At 64.1% G+C, this 25459-nt stretch carries 27 protein-coding genes; 12 read left to right on the forward strand and 15 right to left on the reverse strand.

The window, feature by feature from the left end:
• Positions 1-30: 30 nt before the first annotated feature.
• A complete protein-coding gene (gene purC, locus IVA92_RS33440) occupies positions 31-798 on the forward strand; it encodes a phosphoribosylaminoimidazolesuccinocarboxamide synthase (RefSeq protein WP_173015815.1) in 768 nt (255 codons plus the stop codon).
• 15 nt (positions 799-813) lie between these two features.
• Positions 814-1053: a phosphoribosylformylglycinamidine synthase subunit PurS gene (gene purS / locus IVA92_RS33445; protein ID WP_247280678.1), complete on the forward strand. Its 240-nt coding sequence runs from the start codon at positions 814-816 to the stop codon at positions 1051-1053.
• Positions 1054-1065: 12 nt separating this feature from the next.
• Here the strand turns inward: purS and IVA92_RS33450 are convergent, their stop codons facing one another.
• The gene (locus tag IVA92_RS33450; protein WP_247280679.1) at positions 1066-2082 is read right to left on the reverse strand and encodes a magnesium and cobalt transport protein CorA; all 1017 of its coding nucleotides are present in this window, start codon (positions 2080-2082) and stop codon (positions 1066-1068) included.
• 169 nt (positions 2083-2251) lie between these two features.
• Here IVA92_RS33450 and purQ point away from each other — a divergent pair, with 169 nt between their 5' ends.
• Positions 2252-2953 carry a phosphoribosylformylglycinamidine synthase subunit PurQ gene (gene purQ / locus IVA92_RS33455; RefSeq protein ID WP_247280680.1) on the forward strand — a complete coding sequence of 234 codons (702 nt, stop codon included), beginning with the start codon at positions 2252-2254 and terminating at the stop codon, positions 2951-2953.
• On the forward strand, positions 2950-3921 hold the full coding sequence (locus tag IVA92_RS33460) for a tripartite tricarboxylate transporter substrate binding protein BugD (protein WP_247280681.1): 972 nt from the start codon (positions 2950-2952) through the stop codon (positions 3919-3921). Before purQ ends, IVA92_RS33460 begins: the two co-directional genes overlap by 4 nt.
• A gap of 180 nt (positions 3922-4101) precedes the next feature.
• On the opposite strand, the gene IVA92_RS33465 is transcribed toward IVA92_RS33460, so the two are convergent.
• Together IVA92_RS33465 and IVA92_RS33470 are read right to left on the reverse strand one after the other, a co-directional pair.
• The gene (locus IVA92_RS33465; RefSeq protein ID WP_247280682.1) at positions 4102-5067 is read right to left on the reverse strand and encodes a DMT family transporter; all 966 of its coding nucleotides are present in this window, start codon (positions 5065-5067) and stop codon (positions 4102-4104) included.
• A 74-nt stretch (positions 5068-5141) separates the two neighbouring features.
• Complete coding sequence (locus IVA92_RS33470) at positions 5142-5621, reverse strand: PaaI family thioesterase (RefSeq protein ID WP_247280683.1); 480 nt, start codon at positions 5619-5621, stop codon at positions 5142-5144.
• Between the two features lie 183 nt (positions 5622-5804).
• On the opposite strand from IVA92_RS33470, the gene purL reads away from it, so the two are divergent.
• A complete protein-coding gene (gene purL / locus IVA92_RS33475; RefSeq protein ID WP_247280684.1) occupies positions 5805-8015 on the forward strand; it encodes a phosphoribosylformylglycinamidine synthase subunit PurL in 2211 nt (736 codons plus the stop codon).
• Positions 8016-8048: 33 nt separating this feature from the next.
• Here purL and IVA92_RS33480 read toward each other — a convergent pair whose 3' ends face one another.
• Positions 8049-9236, reverse strand: coding sequence for an acyltransferase (locus IVA92_RS33480; protein ID WP_247280685.1), 1188 nt, complete (start codon positions 9234-9236; stop codon positions 8049-8051).
• 169 nt (positions 9237-9405) lie between these two features.
• Here IVA92_RS33480 and IVA92_RS33485 point away from each other — a divergent pair, with 169 nt between their 5' ends.
• Positions 9406-9579: a DUF1328 domain-containing protein gene (locus IVA92_RS33485; protein ID WP_007612121.1), complete on the forward strand. Its 174-nt coding sequence runs from the start codon at positions 9406-9408 to the stop codon at positions 9577-9579.
• A gap of 71 nt (positions 9580-9650) precedes the next feature.
• Here the strand turns inward: IVA92_RS33485 and IVA92_RS33490 are convergent, their stop codons facing one another.
• The gene (locus tag IVA92_RS33490; RefSeq protein WP_247280686.1) at positions 9651-10010 is read right to left on the reverse strand and encodes a DUF427 domain-containing protein; all 360 of its coding nucleotides are present in this window, start codon (positions 10008-10010) and stop codon (positions 9651-9653) included.
• 175 nt (positions 10011-10185) lie between these two features.
• Between IVA92_RS33490 and IVA92_RS33495 the strand changes: the two genes are divergently transcribed.
• Complete coding sequence (locus tag IVA92_RS33495; RefSeq protein ID WP_028137365.1) at positions 10186-10440, forward strand: BolA family transcriptional regulator; 255 nt, start codon at positions 10186-10188, stop codon at positions 10438-10440.
• 39 nt (positions 10441-10479) lie between these two features.
• Entirely contained in the window at positions 10480-11661 is a 1182-nt protein-coding gene (locus IVA92_RS33500) for a low temperature requirement protein A (protein WP_247280766.1), read from the forward strand.
• Between the two features lie 11 nt (positions 11662-11672).
• Here the strand turns inward: IVA92_RS33500 and egtD are convergent, their stop codons facing one another.
• Complete coding sequence (gene egtD, locus IVA92_RS33505) at positions 11673-12644, reverse strand: L-histidine N(alpha)-methyltransferase (RefSeq protein ID WP_247280687.1); 972 nt, start codon at positions 12642-12644, stop codon at positions 11673-11675.
• A 51-nt stretch (positions 12645-12695) separates the two neighbouring features.
• Positions 12696-13994: an ergothioneine biosynthesis protein EgtB gene (gene egtB / locus IVA92_RS33510; RefSeq protein WP_247280688.1), complete on the reverse strand. Its 1299-nt coding sequence runs from the start codon at positions 13992-13994 to the stop codon at positions 12696-12698.
• 235 nt (positions 13995-14229) lie between these two features.
• Between egtB and grxD the strand changes: the two genes are divergently transcribed.
• The 4 genes from grxD to IVA92_RS33530 are packed head-to-tail and all read left to right on the forward strand — an operon-like array spanning position 14230 to position 17707.
• Positions 14230-14556, forward strand: a complete 327-nt coding sequence (grxD, locus tag IVA92_RS33515; protein ID WP_247280689.1) for a Grx4 family monothiol glutaredoxin — start codon at positions 14230-14232, stop codon at positions 14554-14556.
• Between the two features lie 3 nt (positions 14557-14559).
• Complete coding sequence (locus IVA92_RS33520; protein ID WP_247280690.1) at positions 14560-15111, forward strand: O-acetyl-ADP-ribose deacetylase; 552 nt, start codon at positions 14560-14562, stop codon at positions 15109-15111.
• 45 nt (positions 15112-15156) lie between these two features.
• Complete coding sequence (locus tag IVA92_RS33525) at positions 15157-16443, forward strand: serine hydrolase domain-containing protein (RefSeq protein WP_247280691.1); 1287 nt, start codon at positions 15157-15159, stop codon at positions 16441-16443.
• Position 16444: 1 nt separating this feature from the next.
• On the forward strand, positions 16445-17707 hold the full coding sequence (locus IVA92_RS33530) for a serine hydrolase domain-containing protein (protein ID WP_247280692.1): 1263 nt from the start codon (positions 16445-16447) through the stop codon (positions 17705-17707).
• A 45-nt stretch (positions 17708-17752) separates the two neighbouring features.
• On the opposite strand, the gene IVA92_RS33535 is transcribed toward IVA92_RS33530, so the two are convergent.
• The 8 genes from IVA92_RS33535 to IVA92_RS33570 all read right to left on the reverse strand — a co-directional run bounded on the left by IVA92_RS33535 (position 17753) and on the right by IVA92_RS33570 (position 25255).
• On the reverse strand, positions 17753-18820 hold the full coding sequence (locus IVA92_RS33535; RefSeq protein ID WP_247280693.1) for a threonine aldolase family protein: 1068 nt from the start codon (positions 18818-18820) through the stop codon (positions 17753-17755).
• A 274-nt stretch (positions 18821-19094) separates the two neighbouring features.
• On the reverse strand, positions 19095-19712 hold the full coding sequence (rpsD, locus tag IVA92_RS33540; protein WP_247280694.1) for a 30S ribosomal protein S4: 618 nt from the start codon (positions 19710-19712) through the stop codon (positions 19095-19097).
• Positions 19713-19911: 199 nt separating this feature from the next.
• Positions 19912-20679: an acyltransferase gene (locus IVA92_RS33545; protein ID WP_247280695.1), complete on the reverse strand. Its 768-nt coding sequence runs from the start codon at positions 20677-20679 to the stop codon at positions 19912-19914.
• A gap of 112 nt (positions 20680-20791) precedes the next feature.
• Positions 20792-21175: a cupin domain-containing protein gene (locus IVA92_RS33550; RefSeq protein WP_247280696.1), complete on the reverse strand. Its 384-nt coding sequence runs from the start codon at positions 21173-21175 to the stop codon at positions 20792-20794.
• Positions 21176-21242: 67 nt separating this feature from the next.
• Positions 21243-22016 carry an aldolase/citrate lyase family protein gene (locus tag IVA92_RS33555; protein ID WP_247280697.1) on the reverse strand — a complete coding sequence of 258 codons (774 nt, stop codon included), beginning with the start codon at positions 22014-22016 and terminating at the stop codon, positions 21243-21245.
• A 61-nt stretch (positions 22017-22077) separates the two neighbouring features.
• On the reverse strand, positions 22078-22875 hold the full coding sequence (gene murI, locus IVA92_RS33560; protein ID WP_247280698.1) for a glutamate racemase: 798 nt from the start codon (positions 22873-22875) through the stop codon (positions 22078-22080).
• Positions 22876-23109: 234 nt separating this feature from the next.
• Positions 23110-23916 (reverse strand): cyclic nucleotide-binding domain-containing protein, encoded by an 807-nt coding sequence (locus IVA92_RS33565; RefSeq protein WP_247280699.1) that lies wholly within the window; start codon positions 23914-23916, stop codon positions 23110-23112.
• Positions 23917-24178: 262 nt separating this feature from the next.
• A complete protein-coding gene (locus IVA92_RS33570; RefSeq protein WP_247280700.1) occupies positions 24179-25255 on the reverse strand; it encodes a preprotein translocase subunit SecD in 1077 nt (358 codons plus the stop codon).
• Positions 25256-25459 lie beyond the last annotated feature (204 nt).

Here is a 25459-nt window from a genome sequence, read left to right on the forward strand (position 1 = left end):
ATGGATTTCAACAAAACACGGTACATCCCAATGAGCCGTCGGCGTCGCATTTATGAAGGCAAGGCAAAGGTTCTCTATGAAGGCCCGGAGCCCGGTACCCTGATCCAGCACTTCAAGGATGACGCCACCGCGTTCAATGCGAAAAAGCATCAGGTGATCGAGGGCAAGGGTGTCCTCAACAACCGGATCTCGGAGTACCTGTTTCAGCACCTCAACGACATCGGGGTGCCGACCCATTTCATCCGCCGGCTCAACATGCGCGAGCAGTTGATTCGCGAGGTCGAGATCGTGCCGCTGGAAGTGGTGGTGCGGAACGTTGCCGCCGGCTCGCTGTCGCAGCGCCTCGGCATCGAGGAGGGCACCCAACTGCCCCGTTCGATCATCGAGTTCTACTACAAGAATGACCAGCTCAACGACCCCATGGTGTCGGAAGAGCACATCACTGCGTTCGGCTGGGCGACGCCGCAGGAGATCGACGACATCATGGCGCTCGCCATCCGCGTCAACGATTTCCTCACCGGCCTCTTCCTCGGCATCGGCATCCGCCTCGTCGACTTCAAGATGGAGTGCGGCCGCCTGTTCGAGAACGAGATGATGCGGATTATCGTCGCCGACGAGATCTCGCCGGACTCCTGCCGTCTATGGGACATCAAGTCGAACGAGAAGCTCGACAAGGACCGCTTCCGCAGAGACCTTGGCGGCCTGCTCGAGGCCTATACCGAAGTCGCAAAGCGCCTCGGCATCCTCATGGAGAACGAGCGTCCGCAGGGCTCCGGCCCAGTGCTGGTGAAAAGCTGAAAGAGGATCTTTGACGTGAAGGCACGTGTTACCGTTACCTTGAAAACGGGTATCCTCGATCCGCAAGGCAAGGCCATCGAAGGCGCGCTGAAGTCGCTCGGCGTCGACGGCATCGCCAGCGTCCGGCAAGGCAAGGTGTTCGACATCGAGCTCGCCGGCGCCGACAAGGCCAAGGCGGAAGCCGCGCTGAAGGAAGCCGCCGACAAGCTGCTGGCGAACACCGTGATCGAGAATTATCGGGTCGAGATCGTCTAATGCGCGTGCCGCTCACAGCCATCCCACGCTGCGAAAACGCCAGTACAGCGCGCCGCATGCCGTCAGCATCACGCCGAGCAGCATGTAATAGCCGTATTCCCATTCCAGCTCCGGCATGTGCTTGAAGTTCATGCCGTAGATGCCGGCGAGGGCAGTCGGGATGGCGATGATCGCGAGCCAGGAGGCGAGCTTCTTGGACACCGCCGTCTCCTGCGCCTGGCCGACCAGCAGGCTCGCCTCGAAGGCGAAGGCCAGCACCTCGCGCATGGAATCGATGCGCTCCTGGATGTTGCGGACGTGGTCCGTGACGTCGCGGAACAGCGGCTGCATGGCTTGGCGCACCATGGCGAGTTCGTCGTGCTCCAGCCGGCGGCAAACCTCCACCAGCGGGCCGATCGCGGTCCTGAGCCGCAACAGGTCGCGGCGCAGCATGTAAAGCCGCTCGATCTGCGCCTTGCTGATCGGCTTGGAGAGCACGTCGTCCTCGATGGCCTCGACTTCATCGTGAATGCTTTCGAGCACGGGCGAGTAATTGTCGACGATGAAATCGAGGATGGCGTAGAGGATGTAATCCTCGCCGCGCGCCAGCGCCCGCGGGCAGCTTTCGCAGCGTTCGCGTACCGGCGTGTAGGAGGTCGAAGCGCCGTGGCGCACCGACACCAGATAGCCTTCGCCGACGAAGATGTGCGTCTCGCCGAAGGCGATGCGGCCCTCGATCAATTGCGCGGTGCGCGCGACGATGAACAGAGCCTCGCCATATTGCTCGATCTTGGGCCGCTGATGGGCGTGGTTGGCGTCCTCGATGGCGAGCTCGTGCAAATCGAACTGCTTCTGCACGGCGCCGAGGAGCGCCATGTCGGGTTCGTGCAGGCCGATCCAGACCACGTGTCCGGGCTTGGCCCGCCAGCTCGAGGCCTCGCTGATGGCGATATTGGCAACGCGGCGGCCGTCGACATAGGCGCCGGCCGCGACGACGCCCTCGGCGGACACCGGTTCGGCAGGAGATGCGGACAGCGACGGGACGTTCATGGCTTCAATCCCGGGCAATTCGAGCGGCCAAACCGCATGCGGCCATGGCCTGTGTACAAGGCCCTTTGCCGAGGCTAGCACTGGTAAAATCCCCGTCAAATCGTTATGTCTCTTGGCGAATTGGCCCTCCCTGCCATCTCGATTCCAGCCACCGTCGGAACATTACGCCATGAAAGCCGCCATCCTCGTCTTTCCCGGAATCAACCGCGAGCGCGACATGGCGCGTGCCTTGAGGCTGATCTCCGGCCGCGAGCCCGTGATGGTGTGGCACGCCGAGACTTCACTGCCTGCGGGCACCGACCTCGTGGTGGTGCCGGGCGGCTTCTCCTATGGCGACTATTTGCGCTGCGGCGCGATCGCGGCGCGCGCGCCCGTAATGGACGCGGTGCGCGACTATGCAGCCAAGGGCGGCCTCGTGCTCGGCGTCTGCAACGGTTTCCAGATCCTCTGCGAATCCGGCCTGTTGCCGGGCGTCTTGATGCGCAATGCGCGGCTGAAATTCATCTGCCACGACGTGCATCTGCGGGTCGAGCGTTCCGACACGCCGTTCACCCGCGGCTACAATGCCGGGCAGGTGATCCGCGTGCCCGTCGCGCATGGCGAGGGCAATTACGAGGCGGACGAAGAGACTATCAAGCGGCTCGAAGGCGAGGGGCGGGTGCTCTATCGCTACTGCTCCCCTGAGGGCGTGGTTGATGAGACCCATAACATCAACGGCGCGGCGCATTCCATCGCCGGCATCGTCAACGACAAGGGCAACGTGCTCGGCATGATGCCGCATCCGGAAAACCACGTCGAAGACATCATGGGCTGCACTGACGGCCGCGGCCTGTTCGCCGGCCTCGTCCAGCATTTGGAAAAAGCCGCGTGATCTGGTTCGTGCTGAAGCGCTCGCTCGCCGCGCTCGCGGCGCTGTCGTTCGCGACCGTTGCGTTCGCGCAGGATTATCCCAAGCGTCCAATCACCATGATCGTGCCGTTCGCGGCCGGCGGCACCTCGGACGTGATCGCGCGGACCGTGGCCGAGCAGATGGGCATCGCGCTCGGCCAGACCATGGTGATCGAGAACGTCGCCGGCGCCGGCGGCTCGACGGCGCTGGCACGCGCCTCCCGCGCCGAGCCCGACGGCTACACCATCGCGATCGGCAATGCCGGCACCAACGCGGCGACCTACACGATCTATCCAAAGCTGCCGTTCACGCCGGAATCGTTCGTGCCGATCGCCATGGTGGCGAAGACGTTCGGCGTCGTCGCCGTGCGCAAGGATTTTCCGGCCAAGGACCTGAAAGAGTTCATCGCCTACGCCAAGGCCAATCCAGGCAAGATCAATCTCGGCCATGCCGGCGTCGGCTCCTCGAACTATCTGATCTGCAAGAGCTTCGTCACCGCCGCCGGGATCGACGCGACGCTGGTCGGCTATCGCGGTGCCGCGCCCGCGCTGACCGATGCGATCGGCGGCCAGATCGACGGCGTCTGCGATGCGGCCGCCTCCGTCTCGCAAGCAATCAACGACAAGCTGGTAAAGGGCCTCGTGGTCGGCTCGACCGTGCGGCTGGCCTCTTTGCCCGATCTGCCGACATCAGCCGAAGCCGGCCTAGCCGAATTCGAGGCGCAGGGCTGGAACGGCCTGTTCGCGCCCAAGGGCACCCCGCCGGCCGTGATCGCCAAGCTGAATGCCGCCGCGCGCACGGCTGTGGAATCCGACGCGGTGAAGAAGCGCTTCGCTGACCTCTCGACCGTTGCGCCCGATCCCGACGAGCACACGCCGGAAGTGCTGCAAAAGCTCGTGACGCGCGACGTGGAAAAATACCGGAAAATGCTCGCGGACGAGGCCAAGTAGCGGCCAGCCTTCGATCGACAATCATTCATTTGTTTCAGGCGGCGCAGCTATGGTTGCGCATCACTAGCGCCTGACCGAAAGTCAGCTCAATCAGGAGGGGTCGGGCTCGTCACAAAAATGGAGCGGAAGAAGGGGGCGCATCTTCCTCGTGGCGGCCGCTACGCCCCATCTCATCCCGCTCTAGCGCAGCTTCAGCCGTTCGGTCGGCACCGTCATTGCCGCAACACCGGCCATGACCAGCAGCAGACCCAGCGCGAGGTTCGACGGCACGCTCTCGCCGAGCAGCAGCACGGAGAGGCCGACGCCGATCGGGATGCGCAAATAGCCTTGGGCGTTCGTCGTGAGCGTGCCGAGCCGCCCGAGGCAGACATAGAACAGCATCAAGCCCAATGCGCTCGACACGATGCCCATGACGATGGTGGCGGTGATCGCGGTCGGCGTCGGGTGCAGCGTCCAGGGCTGGTCGATGAGAAGCGAGGGCGGCAGCAGGATGATGCCGCCGAACAGCAGCGAACCGGCCGCCACCACCATCGGGTCGTAATCGGACAGGCGCAGGCCGAAGATCGTGGCGCAGGCAAACGAGATGGTGGCGAAGAGGATCGCGACCTCCGCGATGATCTCGCGACTGAGCCCGCGCAGCGCATCGAGGCCGACGATGAGAATCGTGCCGGCAAGCCCGAGGATCGCGCCCGCGAGCTTGAGCAGCGTCGCCGGCTCGTGCCGCGTGATCAGCGATGTGATCAGGAAGGCGAAGATCGGCGTCGTCGAAGCCAGCACCACCGTGTTCGACGCCGGCACATATTGCTGCGACCAGGTGATGATCAGGAACGGAAAGGTCGAGTTGATCAATTGCTGGGTCGCGAACAGCTTCCAGGCTTTCGCGTCGGTCGGGATCGTGACGCCGCGCATCCACAGGATCGCGAACAGGAAGGCGGCCGCGATCAGCGAGCGCGCCGCGATGAAGGTGATGGGTGGGATCGTGTCCAGCGCCAGCTTGGCCAGCGGATAGGTCGAGCTCCAGCAGCAGGCCAGCGCCAGCAGCAGCGCGAAGTCGCGCCAGCTGCGTGCCCCGGTGGTGGCGATTGACGGCAACGGCGTTGATGCGGACGCCGTCGTGCGACCCGCCTCCGATGTGCTCTGCGGCACCTTGTTCTTGCTCCCCGGCGCACAAGCGCTTGACCAACTCTGGGCGAGGGAGCGTGAAAAGGGAAGGCGTCGAGCTATGCGTTTGGCTGGGGCTGCGGCTTCCGCTTCACCCGCTTGATCGTCCCGGAAAAAGTGAACAGCGGCCGTCCGTCGGAGGCCAGCTTGCCACGCAGGAAGATCAGCGAGCCGCCGGCGCGAGACACTTCGCCCACGCATTCGATCAACTCGCCCTCGCGTGCTGCATCGAGGAAGTCGCAGGCGAAATTGGTGGTCACGGCAGGCCCATCCAGCTCATGGGTGGCGATTGCAAACAGGCAATAATCGGCGAATGCCATGAAGCAGCCGCCATGGACGTTGCCGGAGCCGTTGAGGTGCTTCCTCTCCACCCGGAAGGCGCAGCGGACGCTGCCGTCCGCCTCGATCCGGTGCCAGAAGGGGCCGACATGGGATTCAAAACTGTCGCGAATCCAGGTCCGCCAGCCCTTGAATTCGCCGTCTGTGGCGACGTGGAGGTCGGGGCGGCGGGGCGGAGGGGCTTTGGTCAATTCGTGCAAGGACGTGGGCCTTCAATTGCGGGTCTTTAGCCCTTAAATCCGATCCGTCCGCGCCGTGCAATTCCTGTTCCCGCAGGTCGCCTGCCGCAAAACGTGGGACAGCGGGAAAATGCGCCACAAAGGGCTTTTCGTGAGCCCCCGATGTTCCTAAGAACGGCCAAACGCTGCCGAAAGCCCCAATCCATGAAGAATGAACCCAAGATCACCCCAGAACTGGTTGCCGCCCACGGGCTCAAGCCCGACGAGTATGAGCGCATCCTCAAGCTGATCGGGCGGGAGCCGACCTTCACGGAACTCGGCATCTTCTCGGCGATGTGGAACGAGCATTGCTCGTACAAGTCCTCACGCATCCATTTGCGTGGTCTGCCGACCAAGGCGCCCTGGGTGATCCAGGGGCCCGGCGAGAATGCCGGCGTGATCGATATCGGGGATGGGCAGGCTGTGGTCTTCAAGATGGAGAGCCACAACCACCCGAGCTACATCGAGCCGTACCAGGGCGCGACCACCGGCGTCGGCGGCATTTTGCGCGACGTCTTCACCATGGGCGCGCGTCCGGTCGCTTGCCTCAATGCGCTGAGCTTCGGCGCGCCGGAACATCCCAAGACGCGGCATCTCGTCTCGGGCGTGGTGGCTGGCGTCGGCGGCTATGGCAATTCCTTCGGCGTGCCGACGGTCGGCGGGCAGGTGCGCTTCCACACCCGCTATGACGGCAACATCCTCGTCAACGCGATGGCCGTGGGCCTCGCCGATGCCGACAAGATCTTCTATGCGGCTGCCTCCGGCGTGAACATGCCGATCGTCTATTTGGGCTCCAAGACCGGGCGCGACGGCATTCATGGCGCCTCGATGGCGTCGGCCGAGTTCGACGACAAATCCGAGGAGAAGCGCCCGACCGTGCAGGTCGGCGATCCCTTCGCCGAGAAGCTGCTGCTCGAGGCCTGCCTCGAGATCATGGAGAAGGGCTGCGTCATCGCGATCCAGGACATGGGCGCGGCGGGCCTGACCTGCTCGGCGGTCGAGATGGGCGCCAAGGGCGACCTCGGCGTCGATCTCGATCTCGATGCGGTGCCGACGCGCGAGACCGGCATGAGCGCCTACGAGATGATGCTCTCGGAGAGCCAGGAGCGCATGCTCATGGTGCTCAAGCCCGAGAAGGAGAAAGAGGCCGAGGCGATCTTCAGGAAGTGGGGGCTCGACTTCGCTGTCGTCGGCTACACCACGCCGAGCAAGCGTTTCGTGGTCAAGCATGGCGGCGACGTCATGGCTGATCTGCCGATCAAGGAGCTCGGCGACGAGGCGCCGGTCTATGACCGCCCGCATGTCCCCTCCGCCGCGCTGCCGATCGTGCACGCCCGCGACGTGCCGGCGCCGATGGGCCTCGGTGCGGCCTTGGAGAAGCTGATCGGCACGCCGGACATGTGCAGCAAGCGCTGGATCTGGGAGCAGTACGACCACGTCATTCTCGGCAACACCATGCAGCGTCCCGGCGGCGATGCCGCCGTGGTGCGCGTGCAGGACGGGCCGAAGGGCCTGGCGCTCACTGTCGATGTCACGCCGCGCTATTGCGAGGCCGATCCGTTCGAGGGTGGCAAGCAGGCGGTGGCGGAAGCCTGGCGTAACATCACCGCGGTCGGCGGCAAGCCGCTGGCGATCACCGACAACCTCAATTTCGGCAATCCTGAACGGCCCGAGATCATGGGCCAGTTCGTCGGCTGCCTGCAGGGCATCTCGGAAGCCTGCCGTACGCTCGACTTCCCGGTCGTCTCCGGCAATGTCTCGCTCTACAACGAGACCAACGGCCGGGCGATCCTGCCGACACCCTCGATCGGCGGCGTCGGTCTGCTCGACGATTTCACCAAGTCTGCCTCCCTGGCCTTCAAAGCCGAGGGCGAAGCGATCCTGCTGATCGGCGAGACCCATGGCTGGCTCGGCCAGTCGGTGTACCTGCGCGACATCTGCGGTCGCGAGGAGGGCGCCCCGCCGCCGGTCGATCTTAGCGCCGAAAAGCGCAACGGCGATTGCGTGCGCGGCATGATCCATGCGGGCACCGCGACGGCCGTGCACGACCTCTCCGATGGCGGTCTGCTGGTCGCGCTCGCCGAAATGGCGATGGCGAGCGGCATCGGCGCAAGACTGCTCGCAGCACCGACCGCGCTCGTTCCGCAGGCCTATTGGTTCGGCGAGGACCAGGCGCGCTATCTCGTCACCGTGCCGGAAACGGAGGCCGGCCGCGTGCTCGCCAAGATGCGCGGCTGCGAGGTGCCCTGCGTGCGCATCGGCACCACTGGTGGCGATGCGGTTGCGATCTCAGGTGAAGCGGCGGTGGCGATCGACGTGTTGCGTCAGTCGTTCGAGCGCTGGCTGCCGGAGTATATGGGCGGGAAGGTGGCCTGAGCGGCTTCCGCATACTCAGACCCGGATTACGCCTCACAACACGTGCGACGCGCCCGGAATCTTCCGCAACGCCGCAGTCAGGCCCCAGCTCAGGATCACCGTGAGCACGAAGCCGATCGCCGCCTTCGCGATCGCAGGCCACGCATAGTCGAACAGGGCGTACTGGATCCACAGCGCGATCGGATAATGCACCAGGAACATGCCGTAGGCATCCGCCTGCATGCGGTCGAGCAGGGTCGACCCCGGCGCCTTCGAATGCAGGAAGAAGGCGAGAATCGCGAGCAGGATCGAGGCCGAGAACAGCACGACGAAGGTGCCGTAGAACACATGATACCAGTGCGGCAGCCGATCCGGATTCCCGAGGATCTCACGCTTGATATAGATCATGCCCCACATCAGGCAGTAGGGGATCAGCGTGACGACCACCCACAGCCAGCGGGTTTTCGGCAACTGGCCCTCGGCGCTGAGCACACCGCGGTCGAAGTTCGCCGCACCGACGCTGACGCCTATGAAGAAATACGCGAAATAGAGCAGGATGCGGCTCGCCTGCACCGAGAACGGCCCGAACTCGAACCACTTGTTGGCCCCGAAATAGACCAGCGCCGGCACGTAGACGATGACACTGATGGCCGCGAGCAGCAGCCAGAATAGGGCCGGCTGCTCGAAACCGCGCACCGAGATGCGGTTGACCGGATCGACCAGATGCGCCGAGACCCGGTAGAGCAGGCTCGCCGTCAGGTCGAACGCCAGCAGCACCCAGACGAACCAGATCGGGCCGCTCGGCCACGGGCCCGCCGTCACCGTCTTCCACCAGAACGAAGCGAAGGTCAGCTCCGGCTCCTGCCGCAGCGCGATCGCGTAATAAGCGAGCGGAATGACGGTGAAGGCCGCGATCACGAACGGCAGCCCGAGGCGCAACAGGCGGTCGCGGAGAAAGACTGACGGCGCCTTGCGCGCGATGCCCGGCCAGGTGAACAGTCCCGACAGGAAGAAGAACATCGCCATGAAGAAGCTGTCAGTGGCGAGCACGATCACGTCGAAGCCGGCCCAGGAGGCCGGATCGGTGTGACCGAAATGCGTGTAGGGGATCACCGCGTGATGCAGCAGCACGACCAGCGTCAGGAAGGTGCGGGCGCGATCGAGCGACAAATTGCGCGCCTTGCTCTTGGGCGCAGCATGCGCCTCCGCGCCGATCGTCGCTGAATGTGACATCGTGATCATCGTTGCCCCGCGCTCCCGCTCCCGGTGCGGACTGTGCCGCCGGGAACCAGATTCATCAAGGGCCCTTTGGGCCGCCCCCAGTCATAGGAACCAGTTCCGCGCAGCGAAGTTAGCGTTCGCGAAAAAGGTGTGAGGGCCGCGAGGGGGCGGCACCAATTCGGAGGCGGCGATGACGATCCTGAAGTGGGCGCTGATCTTCTTACTTGTCTCGATCGTGGCCGGTGTGCTCGGCTTCACCGGCATTTCGGCCGCCTCCGCCGATATCGCCCGCTTCCTGTTCTACGTCTTCGTCGTGATCTTCCTGGTGCTGCTAATATTGGGGCTCACGATCTTCAGGGCGTAGCCCCGCGGCATCCATGCTTACACTCGTCATGGCCGGACGAGCCCGGCCGTGACGGCGGCGTCTAGCCAGGGCTAGCCCACTTCCTCGATCTTCACCTTGTCCGGATAGAAGGCGAGATGGCCGGAAATCTCCGTCATCGCGGGGAAGGGCGTCTCGTAGGTCCAGATCGCATTGTCCAGCGTCTTGCCATCGGCCTTGATGCTGTAATAGCTCGCGTCGCCCTTGTACGGGCAGTGGGTGACGCGGTCGGTGCGCTCGAGCAGCGCCATATTGGCGTCCTCCCGCGGTACATACTGCACCGCCGGATATTTGGCCTCCTTTAGAGTCAGCGCCTTGCTGGTCTCGGCAATCACGATGTCGCCGGCCGTGACGCGGACGCGCCGGGGATTTTGGGTGATGGTGATGGGGTGGTCGGGCCCTGGAAGCTTCATGATGTCACGCCTTTTCGATCAACCTGCCGCGCGCGGCACTTTGTCGTGCCTTCCTGTTGCGATCAGGGATATAGTGCCGGACGGCGTGACGGTGAAGGCCGTCCACGCTAAGTTTGGCCGTGCCGGTGAGGGGACCCCGGCAAGCGATTCGAGACCAGAAGGAGCAAGACCCGAAATGCCCATGGACGCCCACGATATCGAGGCGATGATCAAGGCAGCGATCCCCGATGCCGAGGTGACCATCCGAGACCTCGCCGGCGACGGCGATCACTATGCCGCGACCGTGATCTCTGAATCCTTCCGCGGCAAGTCCCGCGTCCAGCAGCACCAGATCGTGTATCAGTCCCTGCGCGGGCAGATGGGCGGCGTCCTGCACGCCCTGGCGCTGCAAACCGGGGTACCTGGCGGACCCGGGGCGCCGGGCACCTGATCTGAACGGCACCTGATCTCGGCGCGACGGGGGACGATGATGGCTGCGGACAACCCGCGCGGCGCAATGTTTCGCGTCATCGGTCCGAACCAGCACGGCCGCGTCACCAATGCCGAGCTGTTCTTCGACCTCGTCTTCGTCTTTGCCGTCACGCAAATCTCCCACACGCTGCTGCACCATTTCACGCCGCTCGGCGCGGTCCATGTCGCGGTGCTGTTTCTGGCGGTGTGGTGGGTGTGGGTCTACACCGCCTGGGTCACCAACTGGCTAAATCCCGAGCTGACGCCGGTCCGCATCCTGCTGTTTGCGATGATGCTGGGCGGCCTCGTGCTGTCGACGACCATCCCAACCGCCTTCGAGGGCCGGGGCCTGTGGTTTGCGATTGCCTATGCGGCCATGCAGGTCGGACGCACGGCGTTCTGGCTGTTCGCGACCCCGCATCATCGCACCGCGGTGCGGCACAACGCTATTCGCATCCTGACCTGGCTCTCGCTCTCCGCTGTGTTGTGGATCGCAGGCGGCTTGTCCGAGGGAGACACCCGGCTATGGCTGTGGATCGCAGCAGTGACCTGGGAGTACATCTCGCCGGCCGCACGCTTCTGGGTCCCGAAGCTGGGCTTCTCGTCGGTCGAGGCCTGGGCCGTCGAAGGCGCGCACATGGCCGAGCGCTGCTCTTTGTTCGTCATCATCGCGCTTGGCGAAGCCGTCGTCGTCAACGGCGCCACTTTTGCTGAGCTGACCTGGACCGCGGGCAACATCCTCGCCTTCGTCTCGGCCCTGGTCGGCGCCATCGCGATGTGGTGGGTCTATTTCCACAAGGGCGCGGAGGCCGGCTCCGAGCGCATCTCCAAGTCCACCGAATCCGGGCGGCTGGCGCGGCTCGCCTACACCTATCTGCACATGCCGATCGTCGCCGGCATCATCCTGACCGCGGTCTCGGACGAGCTGGTGCTGAAGCATCCCACTGGTCATTCCGACCTGCGGATCATCCTGAGCACGATCGGCGGGCCGCTGGTATTCCTGGTCGGCACCATCCTGTTCAAGCACGCCATTCGCGGCTTCCTTCAGCTCTCCCACGGCATCGGCATCATCCTGCTGCTGGTGCTGTGGTGGTTCGCCGCCGACCTCTCGCCGCTCTGGCTGTCGGTCGCGACGTCCGTGATCATGATTGTCGTTGCGGTGTGGGAATCGGTGTCGCTCGGGTCGGCAACCGAGGCCTAAGCGCGGAAGGCCTAGTCGGCGACCTCCAGCGCGTGCACCGAGAACATCTTGGCCGCATCGGTCCAGCTGTCGCGCACGCGCCAGCCTGCGTCTTGCGCCAACGCAGCAAAGCGCTCGAGGCTGTATTTGTAGCTGTTCTCGGTGTGGATGCTCTCACCGGCGCGGAACGAGAAGCTGGTGCCGAGCAGGCGCACGGTCTGGCTCTTCTTGCTGATCAGGTGCATCTCGATCCGATGACGCTCGCGATTGTAGATCGCGCGATGGGTGAACGCGGAGAGATCGAAATTGCCGCCGAGCTCGCGATTGATGCGGACCAGCACATTGAGGTTGAAGCGCGCGGTGACGCCGGCGGCATCGTTATAGGCATCAAAGAGCACCCGCTCGTCCTTCTCGAGATCGGCGCCGATGATCATCTGCGCGCCGCGGCCGAGGATCTTGCGTGCGCTCTTCAGGAAGCCCTCGGCTTCCTGCGGCTCGAAATTGCCGATGGTCGAGCCAGGGAAGAAGCCGACCTTGGACATGGACGCGACCGCCCTGGGCAGCTCGAACGGCGTGGTGAAGTCGGCCGCCACCGGGTGGATGCCGAGCGCGGGAAAATCCCGCTTCAAGCCGTTCGCCTGCGCCTTCAGGAAATCGCCGGAGATGTCGACCGGCACATAGGCTGCAAACTTGCAGTGGTTCAACAGCAGCCGGACCTTCGTGGTCGCGCCGGCGCCGAACTCGACCAGGGCCGCATGCTCTGGGATGATCTTCGCGATCTCGCTGCCGCGCTCTTTCAGGATCGATAGCTCGGTGCGCGTCGGATAATATTCCGGCAGGCGCGTGATCGCCTCGAACAATTCCGATCCGGTCGCATCGTAGAAATATTTCGGCGACAGTTTTTTCGGCTGCTGCGAGAGATTCTCGATCGCCTCGCGGGCGAAGGCAGTCGTCTGCTCGTCGGGGAGATGGGCTTCGGCCAAAGCGCTGGCGTGCACATTCATGATACTCTCCTGAACGCGCTGTCCGGCGCGCATTTGTCGTCGGAAGTTTTTTTACTCGTAGCCGGCAAGCCGCAGCCCCGTGAACTGCCAGCGGTGGTGCGGATAGAAGAAGTTGCGATAGGTGATACGGCTGTGGCCTTCGGGAGTTGCAAGCGAGGAGCCGCGCAGCACCAACTGGTTGACCATGAATTTTCCGTTGTATTCGCCGAGCGCGCCTTCGACGGCGCGGTAGCCGGGGTAGGGCGCGTATGAAGAGCGGGTCCATTGCCAGACAATGCCGAAAGCATCGTTGAGCTGGCCCGTGCGGGCCGCGACCTCCCATTCTATCTCGGTCGGCAGGTGCTTTCCGGCCCAGCGCGCGAACGCATCCGCCTCGTAATAGCTGACGTGGCAGACCGGCGCGTTCGGATCGATCGGCTTGAGGCCGGCCAGCGTCATCACGTGCCAGGCGCCATCGACCTCGCGCCAATGGCCCGGAGCGTCCCAGCCCTCGTTGCTCACGGTGGCAAAACCGTCCATCAGCCACAGCGTTGCGGTCCGGTAGCCGCCGGCGCGCATGAAGGCGAGCCATTCGCCGTTGGTGACGAGATGGCGGGCGATCTTGACCGGGCCGACGAGGGCGCGATGCGGCGGCTTCTCATTGTCGAAATGGAAGCTGTCGTCGACGTGGCCGACGGTGTGGATGCCCTCGTTCAGCGTCAGCCAGTCCTCGCCGCCCCGGGTCGCGGCCGGGAAACGCCAGTTCGCATCGTAGGCCGGCGAGACCGGGTTTTGCGCGAAGGCGTGCAGGATGTCGGTGAACATCAATTCCTGATGCTGCTGCTCGTGATTGAGCCCGACCTCGACCAGCGGTGCGATCTCGCGCAGCTTGTCCCAGCCGGCCTCGCGGAAGAATTTGACGACGGCCGCATCGACATAGTTGCGATAGGCGCCGACCTGGTCGGCGCTGGGACGGGTGATATCGCCGCGGCGATGCCGGGCATGACGCGGGCCGGCGCTGACGTAATAGGAATTGAACAGGAACGCGAAATCGGGGTGGAAGGGCCGGTAATCAGGACAGTGCTCGCCGAGCAGGAATTGCTCCCAAAACCAGGTGGTATGCGCGCGGTGCCATTTCGTCGGGCTCGCATCGGGCATGGACTGGATCTGTTGGTCCTCCGGCGACAGGGGGGCGGCGCGGCGCTCGGTCTCGTCGCGGACGGTCAGAAACGCGTCTTGAAGCCGCTGGGCGAACTTGCCCGGATCGGAGGACAGCGACGAAAGCTGGGGGGCGGCCGTAGCGGAGGCTGGTTTCGTCACGGTTTTCTCCAGACAGGACAAGAGAACGTTGTTCGCGTTTCCCGGTTCCATGACCAGGGTTCGTCCTAGATAGGGGCTCCGTTACGGTATGAAAGTCCTCCCCGGCGATGATATTGTTGTCATCAGCCTATGGACCGGCGCGGTTCAGACCGGCCGCCGCCGACCGTTCGCCGCCATTTTACTTTGGATGCACAACGGTTTGGGCTACATATATGACAGATATCGGGTTAGATCGGCTGAGCCGGCCCGACGTGAAAGAAGGGCTCCGCCCCAGAAGGACACGGATATGAGCATCGAGGAATTCATCGCCAACGAAGTGAAGTCGAACGACGTGGTTCTGTTCATGAAGGGCACGCCGCAATTTCCGCAGTGCGGGTTCTCCGGCCAGGTCGTCCAGATCCTCGACCACATCGGCGTCGGCTATAAAGGCCTCAACGTCCTCGAATCCGCCGAGCTGCGCAACGGCATCAAGGAATACTCGAACTGGCCGACCATCCCGCAGCTCTATGTGAAGGGCGAGTTCGTCGGCGGATGCGATATCGTCCGCGAGATGTTCCAGGCCGGCGAATTGCAGCAGCTCCTCTCCGAGAAGGGCGTCGTCGTCGCGGCTTGATGCATGGCCCGGCTGACGCGCCGGATCGGCGGCGCCGAGCTCGAGGTCATCGTTGCCGACATCACCACGCTCGGCGTTGACGCCATCGTCAACGCCGCAAATTCGTCTCTCCTTGGTGGAGGCGGTGTCGACGGGGCGATCCACGACGCTGCCGGTCCCGAGCTTCTCGCCGAATGCCGGACGCTCGGAGGATGCCCGACCGGCGATGCCAAGATCACCAAGGGCTATCTTCTGCCTGCGCGCCATGTGATCCATGCGGTCGGCCCCGTCTGGCACGGCGGGGGCCGCGGCGAGGCGGAGGCGCTGCGCTCGTGCTATCGGCGCGCGCTTGAGCTCTGTCAGGCCAACGGGCTGACTTCGCTGGCCTTCTCCGCGATCTCCACCGGCGTGTATCGTTTCCCGGCTGACCAGGCCGCGACGATTGCAGTTCATACGACCATCGACACGCTGCCGGCCACGCCCTCGGTCACCCGCGTCATATTCTGTTGTTTCTCGGAGAGAAGCGCCGCTCTTCACACGGCCGTTCTGGCGCGATACGGCAGCCCTTGTGCCTGACAACGCGGTCGGTACACTCCGCGGGCCATGTTCCGGGGAGGGGATATGATTTCACGATCAGGATTGCGTGCGCTGGTCTGCGGCGCGCTGATGTCGCTTGGCCCCGTGTCGCTGGCGCGGGCGGAGGGCATTTACGAGATTCCAGCCGGCGCGCATTTCAACCAGGACAAGCTCGCGAGGATCAGCGAGTTCTTCAAGAACGAAGTCGCTACCGGCAAGATCGCCGGCGCGACCGTGCTGATCAAGCAGCACGGTAAGCCGGTCTTTCACGAAGCGTTCGGCGTTCAGGACGTGGTCAGCAAGGCCCCGATCACCGATAAGACGATCTTCCGCCTGTTCTCGATGACCAAAGCGATTACCTCGGTGGTCGCGATGCAATTGGTCGAGGAGGGCAAGATCAAGCTCGACGATCCCGTCGCGAAATACATCCCGTCCTTCGCCAATGTGAAGGTCGGCGTCGAGAAGAAGGCCGAAGACGGCAGCAGGTCGCTCGAACTGGTGTCGCCCAACCGGCCGATGACCGTGCTCGACCTGATGCGCCACACCTCGGGCATCACCTATGGCTTCTACGGCGACAGCCTGGTGCGAAAAGCCTATCGGGAGGCGAATATCTATGCCGGCGATTTCGACCTTGCCGAGTTCGCCGAGCGGATCGCAAAACTGCCGCTGCACAACCAGCCGGGTGCACTCTGGCAATATGGCCATTCCACCGACGTGCTGGCGCGCGTGATGGAGATCGCGGCCGGCAAGCCGCTGATCGATATCATGCGGGAAAAGCTGCTCGATCCGCTCGGCATGGTCGATACCGGGTTCTTCGTCACCGACCCGGAGAAGCAGAAGCTGCTGGCGAAGCCGGTGCCGAACGACGGCGATTTCCGGGTCGGCCGGATCAACGATCCAACAGTCGTCAAGAAGATCCAATTCGCCAGCGGCGGCATGGTCACGACCATGGCCGACTATGAGCGCTTTGCGCAGATGCTACTCAACGGCGGCAGCCTCCACGGCAAGACCATTCTCAAACCCGAGACCTTCAAGCTGATGGTGACCGATCAGGTCGGACCAGGCTCCGGCGTCGAGCGCGACTACTTCTACTTTCCCGGTGACGGTTTTGGCTTCGGCCTCGGCCTTGCCGTCCGCACTGATCCCGGCAATGCCAAGCCGCCGCCCCCGGGCAATCTCGGCGAATTGAAGTGGGACGGCGCCTCCGGCTGCTATTTCGTGATCGACCCCAAGCAGGACATGTTCTTCGTCCTCCTGGAACAGACCCCGACCGAGCGCCAGCGCGTGCAACGGACATTGAAGCAGTTGGTCTATGAAGCCATGGAGAAGTGAAGTGCGCGGGCGCCGCGCGCTGATCGCGGGGCTCGTTGTTCTGGTCGGTGCCTTCGGTGCGAAGGCCGGCTCTGAGGGACGGGCCGCGCGCAGCTTCTCGCCCGAGGGGTTGGCGAAGGTTTCCGACTACATCCGAAACGAGATCGCCACCGGCAAGATCCCCGGCGCCATCCTGCTCCTCCAGCAGCACGGCAAGCCGGTCTATTACGAAAATTTCGGCGTCCGCGACGTCGCGACCGAGATCTCGATGAGCGCGGACACGATCTTCCGGCTCTATTCGATGTCGAAGCCGATCACCTCTGTCATGGCGATGATGCTGGTCGAAGAGGGCAAGCTTTCGCTCGACGATCCCGTCTCGAAATACATTCCGGCCTTCGCCAAGATGAAGGTCGGCGTCGAGAAGAAGGCCGAGGACGGCAAGGTCGCGCTGGCGTTGGAAGCGCAGAATCGTCCCGTCACGATCAAGGACCTGCTTCGCCACACGTCGGGTCTGCCCTATGGCTATTATGGTGGCGGCATGGTGCGGGAGCTCTATGCCGAGGCCAATCTGTTCCAAAGCAATCTCAGCAATGCCGACTTCGTCGCGAAGATCACCACGCTGCCGCTGGTCGAGCAGCCGGGCACCGCGTGGGATTACGGCTTTTCCACCGACGTGCTCGGCCGCGTCATCGAGGTGGTCGCGGGAAAGACCCTGCTTCAGTTCGAGAAAGAGCGGCTGCTCGATCCGCTCGGCATGACCGAGACCGCGTTCTTCGTCGCCGATCCCGCCAAATTCCCGCGCATTGCCGAGCCGATGCCCGAGGATCGCAACATCAACCCGACCACGCCGGTTCGCGACATCAGGCGGCCGTCGAAATGGGAATCGGGCGGCGGCGGCATGGTCGGCACGGTCGGCGACTACGCCCGTTTCGCGCAGATGCTGCTCAGTGGCGGCATCTATGAGGGACGGCGTTATCTCAAGCCCGAGACGATCGCGCTGATGGCATCCGATCACATCGGACCTGAGACGAAGATCGCGCGCGACCAGAACTATTACCCGGGCGCCACCAGCGGATTCGGCCTCGGCTTCGCCGTACGTACCGCGGTGCCGCCGGGGACTTCCTGGCCGCTTGGCGAATATCGCTGGGACGGCGTCGGCGGCACATTCTTCTTCATCGATCCCGAAGACGACCTGTTCGGGATCTTCATGGTGCAGACCCCCTCGCAGCGTGGCCGGATCCAACTGGCGCTGAAGACGCTGATTTATCAAGCGATGGGGCGGTGATCGCGAGCGGTTGGTTGGTCGGCCCGTTACTCCATCTACGCGACTTTACGCCCCGCGCACGATCTCGCGCACGTATCCGATCGTCTCCTCGATCTGGCTCGCATTGACGTCGAGATGGGTGCAGGCGCGGATGCGGCCGTCCATCATCGCAAGCGTCACGCCGCGCTGGCGCAACGCTGCGACCATCTTGTCGCCGGGAATGCCGGCGCCGTCGGGCTTGAAGAACACCAGATTGGTTTCGGGCTCCTGCACCTCGATGCCTGCGATCTGCGACAGCCCGCGGGCGAGCGCGCGCGCATTGGCGTGATCGTCGGCAAGGCGCTCAACGTGATGGTCGAGCGCGTAGATGCAGGCGGCCGCACAGATGCCGGCCTGCCGCATCGAGCCGCCGAGGCGCTGCTTCCATTGCCACACCGCGTCGATGAAGACGCGTGAGCCTGCAAGCACGCCGCCAATCGGCGCGCCGAGGCCCTTGGAGAAGTCGATCCAGGCCGAATCCCATCCCGCGGTCATGTCACGCGGCGAGATTCCGCTCGCCACGGTGGCGTTGAGCAGGCGCGCGCCATCCATGTGCGTGATGAGGCCGTGCTGCTTGGCGATCGCGACGATCTCGTCGAGCGCCGCCTTCTTCCAGATCGTGCCGCCGCCGATATTGGCGGTCTGCTCGACGCTGACGACGGTCTGCGGCGGCTGATAGCGCGTGCGTGGATGCAGCGCCTTACGGAGAGTCTCCGGCGTGAACTGGCCGTTGGCGCCCTTGAGCTGCGTCACCTGGAAGCCGCCGATCGCGGCATGCGCGCCGCCTTCGCGGGCGATGATGTGCGCGGTCTCGTGCGCAAGGATCTCGTCGCCGGGACGGCAATGCACAAGCGTCGCGGTGACGTTGCACATCGTGCCCGAGGGCATGTAGACCGCCGCTTCCTTGCCGAGCAGATCCGCCACGCGCTCGCACAGCGCGTTCACCGTCGGATCGTCGCCGACCTGCTCGTCGCCGACCTCCGCCCGCGCCATCGCCTCGCGCATCGCAGCCGTCGGCTTGGTCTGCGTGTCCGAGAGCAGATTGATGCGCACCGGCGGTGCCTTGGGGTCGATGGGGGGAGGGGTGTAGAGCATCAACTTGCTCCCTGAGGGATTGGCATTCACTCGCGGTCAGCGAGTTCTAGGTGGACGCCGAGCGGCGTGACGAAACCGCATAATAGCGATTTCTGTCTCGGTCACACGATAATCGATCAGATAAGGATAAGCGTTGACCGGCAAGCGACGGACGTATGCACGCGTGGTCTGCCGCCCTGCATAAGGATGCGGATGGGCTGAGACATCGGAGTGGCTGCCTGAACGAAAAAGGCCCCGGAAACCGGGGCCTTTAAACTTCGATCTGCCGAAACGATTAGCGCGAATAGAATTCGACGACCAGATGCGGCTCCATCTGCACCGGGAACGGCACGTCGGAGAGGTTGGGGATGCGCGTGTATTTCGCGGTCATCTTGCCATGGTCGACATCGAGATAGTCGGGCACGTCACGCTCGGGGAGCTGGCTGGCTTCGAGCACGTGGGTGAGCTGCTTGGAGGCTTCCTTGACCTCGACGACGTCGCCGACCTTGAGCTGGTAGCTCGAGATGTTGACCTTGCGGCCGTTCACCTTGATGTGGCCGTGGTTGATGAATTGGCGCGCGGCGAAGATGGTGGAAACGAACTTGGCGCGGTACACGACCGCGTCGAGACGGCGCTCCAAAAGGCCGATCAGGTTCTCGCCGGTGTCACCCTTGAGGCGGCTGGCTTCCACGTAGATGCCGTGGAACTGGCGCTCGCTGATGTTGGCGTAGTAGCCCTTCAGCTTCTGCTTGGCGCGCAGCTGCACGCCGAAGTCGGAGAGCTTGCCCTTGCGACGCTGGCCGTGCTGGCCGGGGCCGTATTCGCGGCGGTTCACGGGGCTCTTCGGGCGGCCCCAGATGTTCTGGCCCATACGACGATCGATCTTGTACTTCGCCTCACTGCGCTTAGTCATCGCGTCCTCTTCAGGTACATGGTTTGAGGAAACGCGCCCTCCTGTGTGACGGGGAAATCCCGGCACCGACAGGTCCGATCCCCAAAGCTTAAGGGACAGAACCACGGGTCGCGAAACGCTTCGCGGGCCGAAATCGGCCCGCGAGCAGGCGGCTTTTAGGGGAGTTTGGGGTTCGCTGTCAATGCGAATGGACCCGGAATCAGGTACCCACCGCCCGGATCGGCTTTGGCCCGGCCGCACGCAATTCGCCAGCGATTTCAGTGTTCAGGACCTGTTCCAGCCGGGTCAGGACCCGGGCGATCGGGGCGGCATCCGTCACCCGATGGTCCCAGCGGATCACGACATGGATGGTCTGGTCCGCCTCAACCACCCCATAGCTGACGATGAAGGGTCCCGGCGTGATGGGGTGGAGCTCGCCGCCGCCATAAGCGGCCACCGAGCTCACCGCGAAGCTGCCGAACCAATTGCCGCGCTGCCGGCCGAAATTCAGCCCCACCGCCCAAGACAGGCGTCGCAGCGGCAACGGGAGGCGGGTCGCCCGCATGATCTTGCGGTACATGGGAACCTCCTCAACCGGTGCCGTCTTGGCGCGCCGGATCTCGGCGTCGACCGCCGCCAGCGTCATGGCCTCGGGGGCCGCAATTCGCTGTGGCATCACGCATTCCTCGCCATCCTCGACGCGGGCGACCGCCACCAGTGCCACGCTCCTGGGCAGTTCATAGAGGGCTGGCCGGGGCCATTTGGCGTAGAGCGTGCGGAGGATCGGCTCCTCACTTGCAACCAGGGCGAAAGCCTTCACGAACATCGCTGCCCAGCCGGCGCGCGCCGTTGCGCCCGCGCGAGCTTCCAGCAGAGGGCGGACGTTGAGCGAACGGGATAGCGAAACGAAGGGCACGCCCATCGAAGCGTGCATGAGGTCGCAGATCAGACGGCGCCGCAGGGAGATGGTCTTGGGCGTCCCGCGCATTGGTCTCCGGGTCCTGGGGATCAAAGATGAAAGTATGTGCAGCGAGTGGGTCGTCCGCTCGCCGCGTGCTCTAGCACGAACCAACGGGTTTGGACCCGGTCGGTTCGCCGCATCAGGGTGCCGGCGACGCCAGCGGCTTGGTTTTGTCGACGACGTAAATTCCAAGCACTTTCAATGATTTGTCACCATGGGTCTTGGCGTCGTGCACGGAACCCGCCGGGATCTGGTAGGAATCGCCGGCTTTCAGGCGCTTGTCCGGCTGGGCGTCGATGAGGAGGTCGAGCTCGCCCTCCAGGACATAACCCGTCTCGATCCCCGGATGGGTATGCCGGCCGGCGGCGCCGCCGGCCGGCACCTCGGCGATGGCGGTCACGGTCGTGTAGCCCTCCGGAAAGTCGATCTTCTGGAGCGGGGTGCGCTTGATGCCGGATTGCTGGGCAGAGGCCGCGACGGCGATGCCAGTGAAAGCGAGCGCAAGCAAAGTCTTTCTGAGCATGGTTTTTCCTCCCTGGAGCCGACGACCCTAGCAGCGCCGCGGTTCCCAGCAAGGCCGTATCGGCGATTCAGCGCCTGACCCCTTCGAACGCCGCCATGATGCCGCGCTGGAACAGCGACCAGTCGAAGCCGAGCGCGATCGCGCGGTAGCCACGGTCAATCAGAGCGTTGGCCTGGTCGGCGGTGCGGGCCACGCCGCCGATCGGCACGCCGCTTCTGAGGATGCCGACTTCCGCACGGGCGACCAGCTCGAGCAGCTCCGGATCGTCCATCTGACCGCGCTTGTTGATGGAGGTGGCGAGATCGCCCGGACCGATGACCGCGACGTCGACGCCCGGCGTCGCCATGATCTCGTCGATGCGATTGACGGCGTCGACATGCTCGATGGTGATCATGCAGATCATCTCGTCGTCGGCTGTAGCCATATATTCCGGCATCGACTGGCCCCAGCGGAATGGCGCGTGGAAGGGACCCCAGAGTCGATCGCCGCGCGGCGGGTAGCGCACGCTGCGCACCGCTTTCTCGGCATCGTCGCGGTTGGTGATCATCGGGAAGTTGATGCCGAAGGCACCGATGTCCATCGGTGCTTTCGCAAGCCATGGCTCGTTCGCGGCGATCCGAACCAGCGGCGTGCACGGCGTGCCTGTGGTCGCGGCGATCATCGCATGTGCTTCGGTCAATCCAATCGGGCCATGTTCGAGATCGACGATGATCCAGTCGAGCGAGCGCGCCATGATCTGCACCATCTGCACACTCGGGATCGTCGCGATCGCGCCAAAGGCGGGGCGCCCCTCGCGCCAGAGCTGGCGAAGACGGTTGAGTGGTGTGGAGGGGACCGACATGGGAAGGCCTGCGGCAAGGTGACGACGGCAAAGCCTAGCAGCGCGCCGTTGCCGCGCAAAGTCAGGCGAGGGCGCGGCCGCCGAAGAACGGCGTCAGCATCGCCGAAAGGCTATGCACGCGGTTCGAAGTAAAGATCATCTCGGCGCCGGACTGCGCGATGCCGACGATCCGCCGGCCAAGCAGATCCGAGACGCGGCGGGCGATCGCGGGCGCCGGGTCGATCCAGTCAACCGGCCAGGGCGCCAGCCGCTTGAGCCGGCCGAGCAGCAGCGGATAATGCGTGCATGCGAGCACCACCGTGTCGGTGCGCGATGTCGCATCCCCGGCGTCGCCCACGAAGCAGGGAGCGAGTTCGGCAAGGATGGCCTCATCGCTGATCGGAGCGCCGCTCAGCTCGGCTTCAGCCAGCGAGGCAAGCTGGGGCGAGCCGACCAGCGTCACCTCGCAGCCCTGCGCGAACTCGCGGATCAAAGCTTTCGTATATTCCCGCTTCACCGTGCCCTTGGTGCCGAGCACCGAGACGCGGCGGGTCTTCGACTGCGCGCAGGCCGGCTTGATCGCCGGCACCGTGCCGACGAAGGGCAGGGAGTAAGCGGCGCGCAAGTGAGACAGTACCAGGGTGGATGCCGTGTTGCAGGCGATAACGACGAGGTCGGGATCATGCGTGCCGATCAATTCCCCCATCAATGGCACCACGCGGGCGATGATCTCGTCCTCGCCATGGTGGCCATAGGGGAAGAAGGCGTCGTCGGCGACATAGACGTAATGCGCGTCCGGGCGTGCGGCGACGACCTCACGGAGCACCGTGAGTCCGCCAAGGCCGGAATCGAACACCAGGATCGTCGGAGAATTGGTCACGTCATTATCCTAAGGCGCCATGGTTACCAATCTGTTTTTAGGGCGGTTTTGCGGCGGGGCCGCTTGGGGCGGATCTGGATCGGCTGAATGCCCTGCGGAGGGCGACACATCCGCAAAATTCCCGGGGGGCACCGCTGAAGCGCTGCGCTGCGTCCGGCGCAGGAGGAAATGTGGCACGCGCAACGACGGAGCAGATGTGTCCCCGCCATTCCGTATCGGCGCCGGCCGCAGCGGTCACGCGATCCTGTTCGTCGTTGCCGCTCGCTCGGCCGCGAGCTGGCTCTGCAGACGCTCGATGTTTTGCAAGAGGCGCTGGCTGGTTAGCACCAGGAAGTAATAGCCGAACTGCGGATCCTGGAAATAAATCTCGAGCAGCCGGTCATAGGTGATCGTCAGCACGTGTCCGTCTTCGATGCATTCGACCGTTCCGGTACGCCGGTTGTCCGGCGTGAGGAAGCCCAGTTCACCCATCAGAGCTCCGGGCAAAATTTCGACGTTGATCTCCTTGACCAGAAACTTGCCCGTGACCGTGAGGAACATTTCGTTAGCGGGGTCGCGCAGCTTGAAGAGGATGTCGCCGCGGCGGTATTTGCGCTCGGTCATGAACGGCTTGAGCCATTCGATCGACATGTCGCCTTCGGCGGCATGGCGCGCCTTCTTGACCAGCTTGAGCATCTGCCGCAGGCGCAGGGCGTTGATCGGAAGCAACAGAAGATACAGCAGGAACGTCGCGACGTTGGCGGAGAGCGCGCCGAAAACGGCGAACAACGCGCAGCCGACCATGTTCGCGACGCGCAGCGGCACCATCGTCCGCATCAAGAGGGTGGCGACGAAGAAGCCGGCGCCGACCGCGGCAAACAGATTGGCCAGCGTGATGTTCTGGACAAAGATCTCCAGCAGCCGATTGAAGATGGCGTCGTAGGTGACGTTGTTGGGATCGAGGCCCATCTGGACCAGGATCTTCGCGATCCTGAGGTTGTCCGTTGCCGCGTCGAGAATGCGGTCGAGGATCGACGAAACGTCTGCGCTGCCGGACGGCATGATACTAACCCCGCGTAAGGCCTTCAGTCCTGGTCGGTATGCTCGACACGTGTAGCCCAAATCGAATGACGGCTGGCTGAAATGAAGCCTTTGGCCGTCATGCCGCAAGAGGCAAATTTTAGCTCGATCGGGCGTTTCGGCAATTGCCCGTTGGTTTGCGCGTCTGGCCGCGGCGCGCTGATGCTTCGAGGCCTCGGCGCGGGCTTTGGTGCCGGGGATGGACCCGGGCGCCGCAACAACGCGGGGCCGCCCGATCTCCGCCTCAGGGCCTGGCGGCGGGCTGCACGACCTGCTGCTCGACGAGGCCAAGGCGTCCGGGCAGTGAGCCCGCGCGCAACAGCATGGCGATGCTGTTGGCCTCTTCCAGGCTGAACTTGCCGGAGATCTGGCCGGAGCCGCCGGTGATGGGCTCGCGGATCACGGGGGTGGAGAGCACCCTGTCTTCGAGCACGATGGCGAAGGGCTTGCCGATGTTCTCTGCGGTGATGTGGGCGAAACGCCGCGTGCCGCGGCCGTTGAAACGGAACGAGGCGATCGGCTCTTTCGTGCTGCTCGCAAATCCCGGTCCCGCATAGCTGATGTCGTCGCCGTCGAGCACGCTGGCCTTCACCAGATAGGGGAGCTTGTCCTTGAAGCCGAGCAGGACTTCCGTGCCAGCGGGCGGCGTGCCGGATTGCGCCTGCTCCGGCGACATCGAGAGATCGATCAGGCGGAAGCTAACCCGCACCTTCTTGGCGAAGATCGCGGTGATGCGCTCGGGCTGCATCGTGCCCGGCAGCAAGATGCGGATGCGGTCTGTTCCCTCAACCTGGACGCTGGCGAGCGTGATGCCGGCGTCCTTGAGGCGCTGCTCGATCATGGCGATGGAATCTTCGACTAGGTCGTGCAGCCGTGCGGCAGATGCGGCGTCGGTCGGCGCGAGCCTGATCAGTCCATCTCCGGCATCGGTCACGCTGAGCGCTTGCGTGGCCAGCCCCTCCGCCGCCGAGGTGAGCATGTGCGTGAGCTGTTCGCGGCCCTTCGCGTCCGGGATTTTAACGTCGACGCCGCCGTCACGGATCGCAAGCCCGGAGAAGGCGATCCGGCCCTCGCGCAGGATCTTGTAAATGTGGTCGCGCAGGTCCGTGACAACCGCCTCGCGCAGGGCGTCGGTGTCGACCTTGTAGATGATGCGGGACCCGCCCAGCTTCTCCATCTTGTCGGCGACGAAAGCCGCGACCTTGGCGCGCATCTTGTCGAATTGAGTGTCGGCGAACGCCGCGCGAGGCAGCACGATCGTCGATGCCATCGCGAGCACGACGAGCAGGCTTGTGATGCGGTTCCGCAGATGCGTAGGCATAATCACCTCAAGTCTTGCGGCAGGACGCTGGTAGGCGAATCCGACGCCAGTTCTTGGTCCCGGGATCGGGCGCGGAGGTTCAAATTCGGTCTAGATCGAGCCTAACCGCCGCTGTCCACGGCCATGGACGAACGCCAAATCATCCATCATTCTGTCCGCGCTCGACGGGCCATCGGTCGAGGCCCCGCCGAACCAAATGTCAAA

This window comes from Bradyrhizobium sp. 154 (assembly GCF_023073875.1).
Lineage (GTDB): Bacteria > Pseudomonadota > Alphaproteobacteria > Rhizobiales > Xanthobacteraceae > Bradyrhizobium.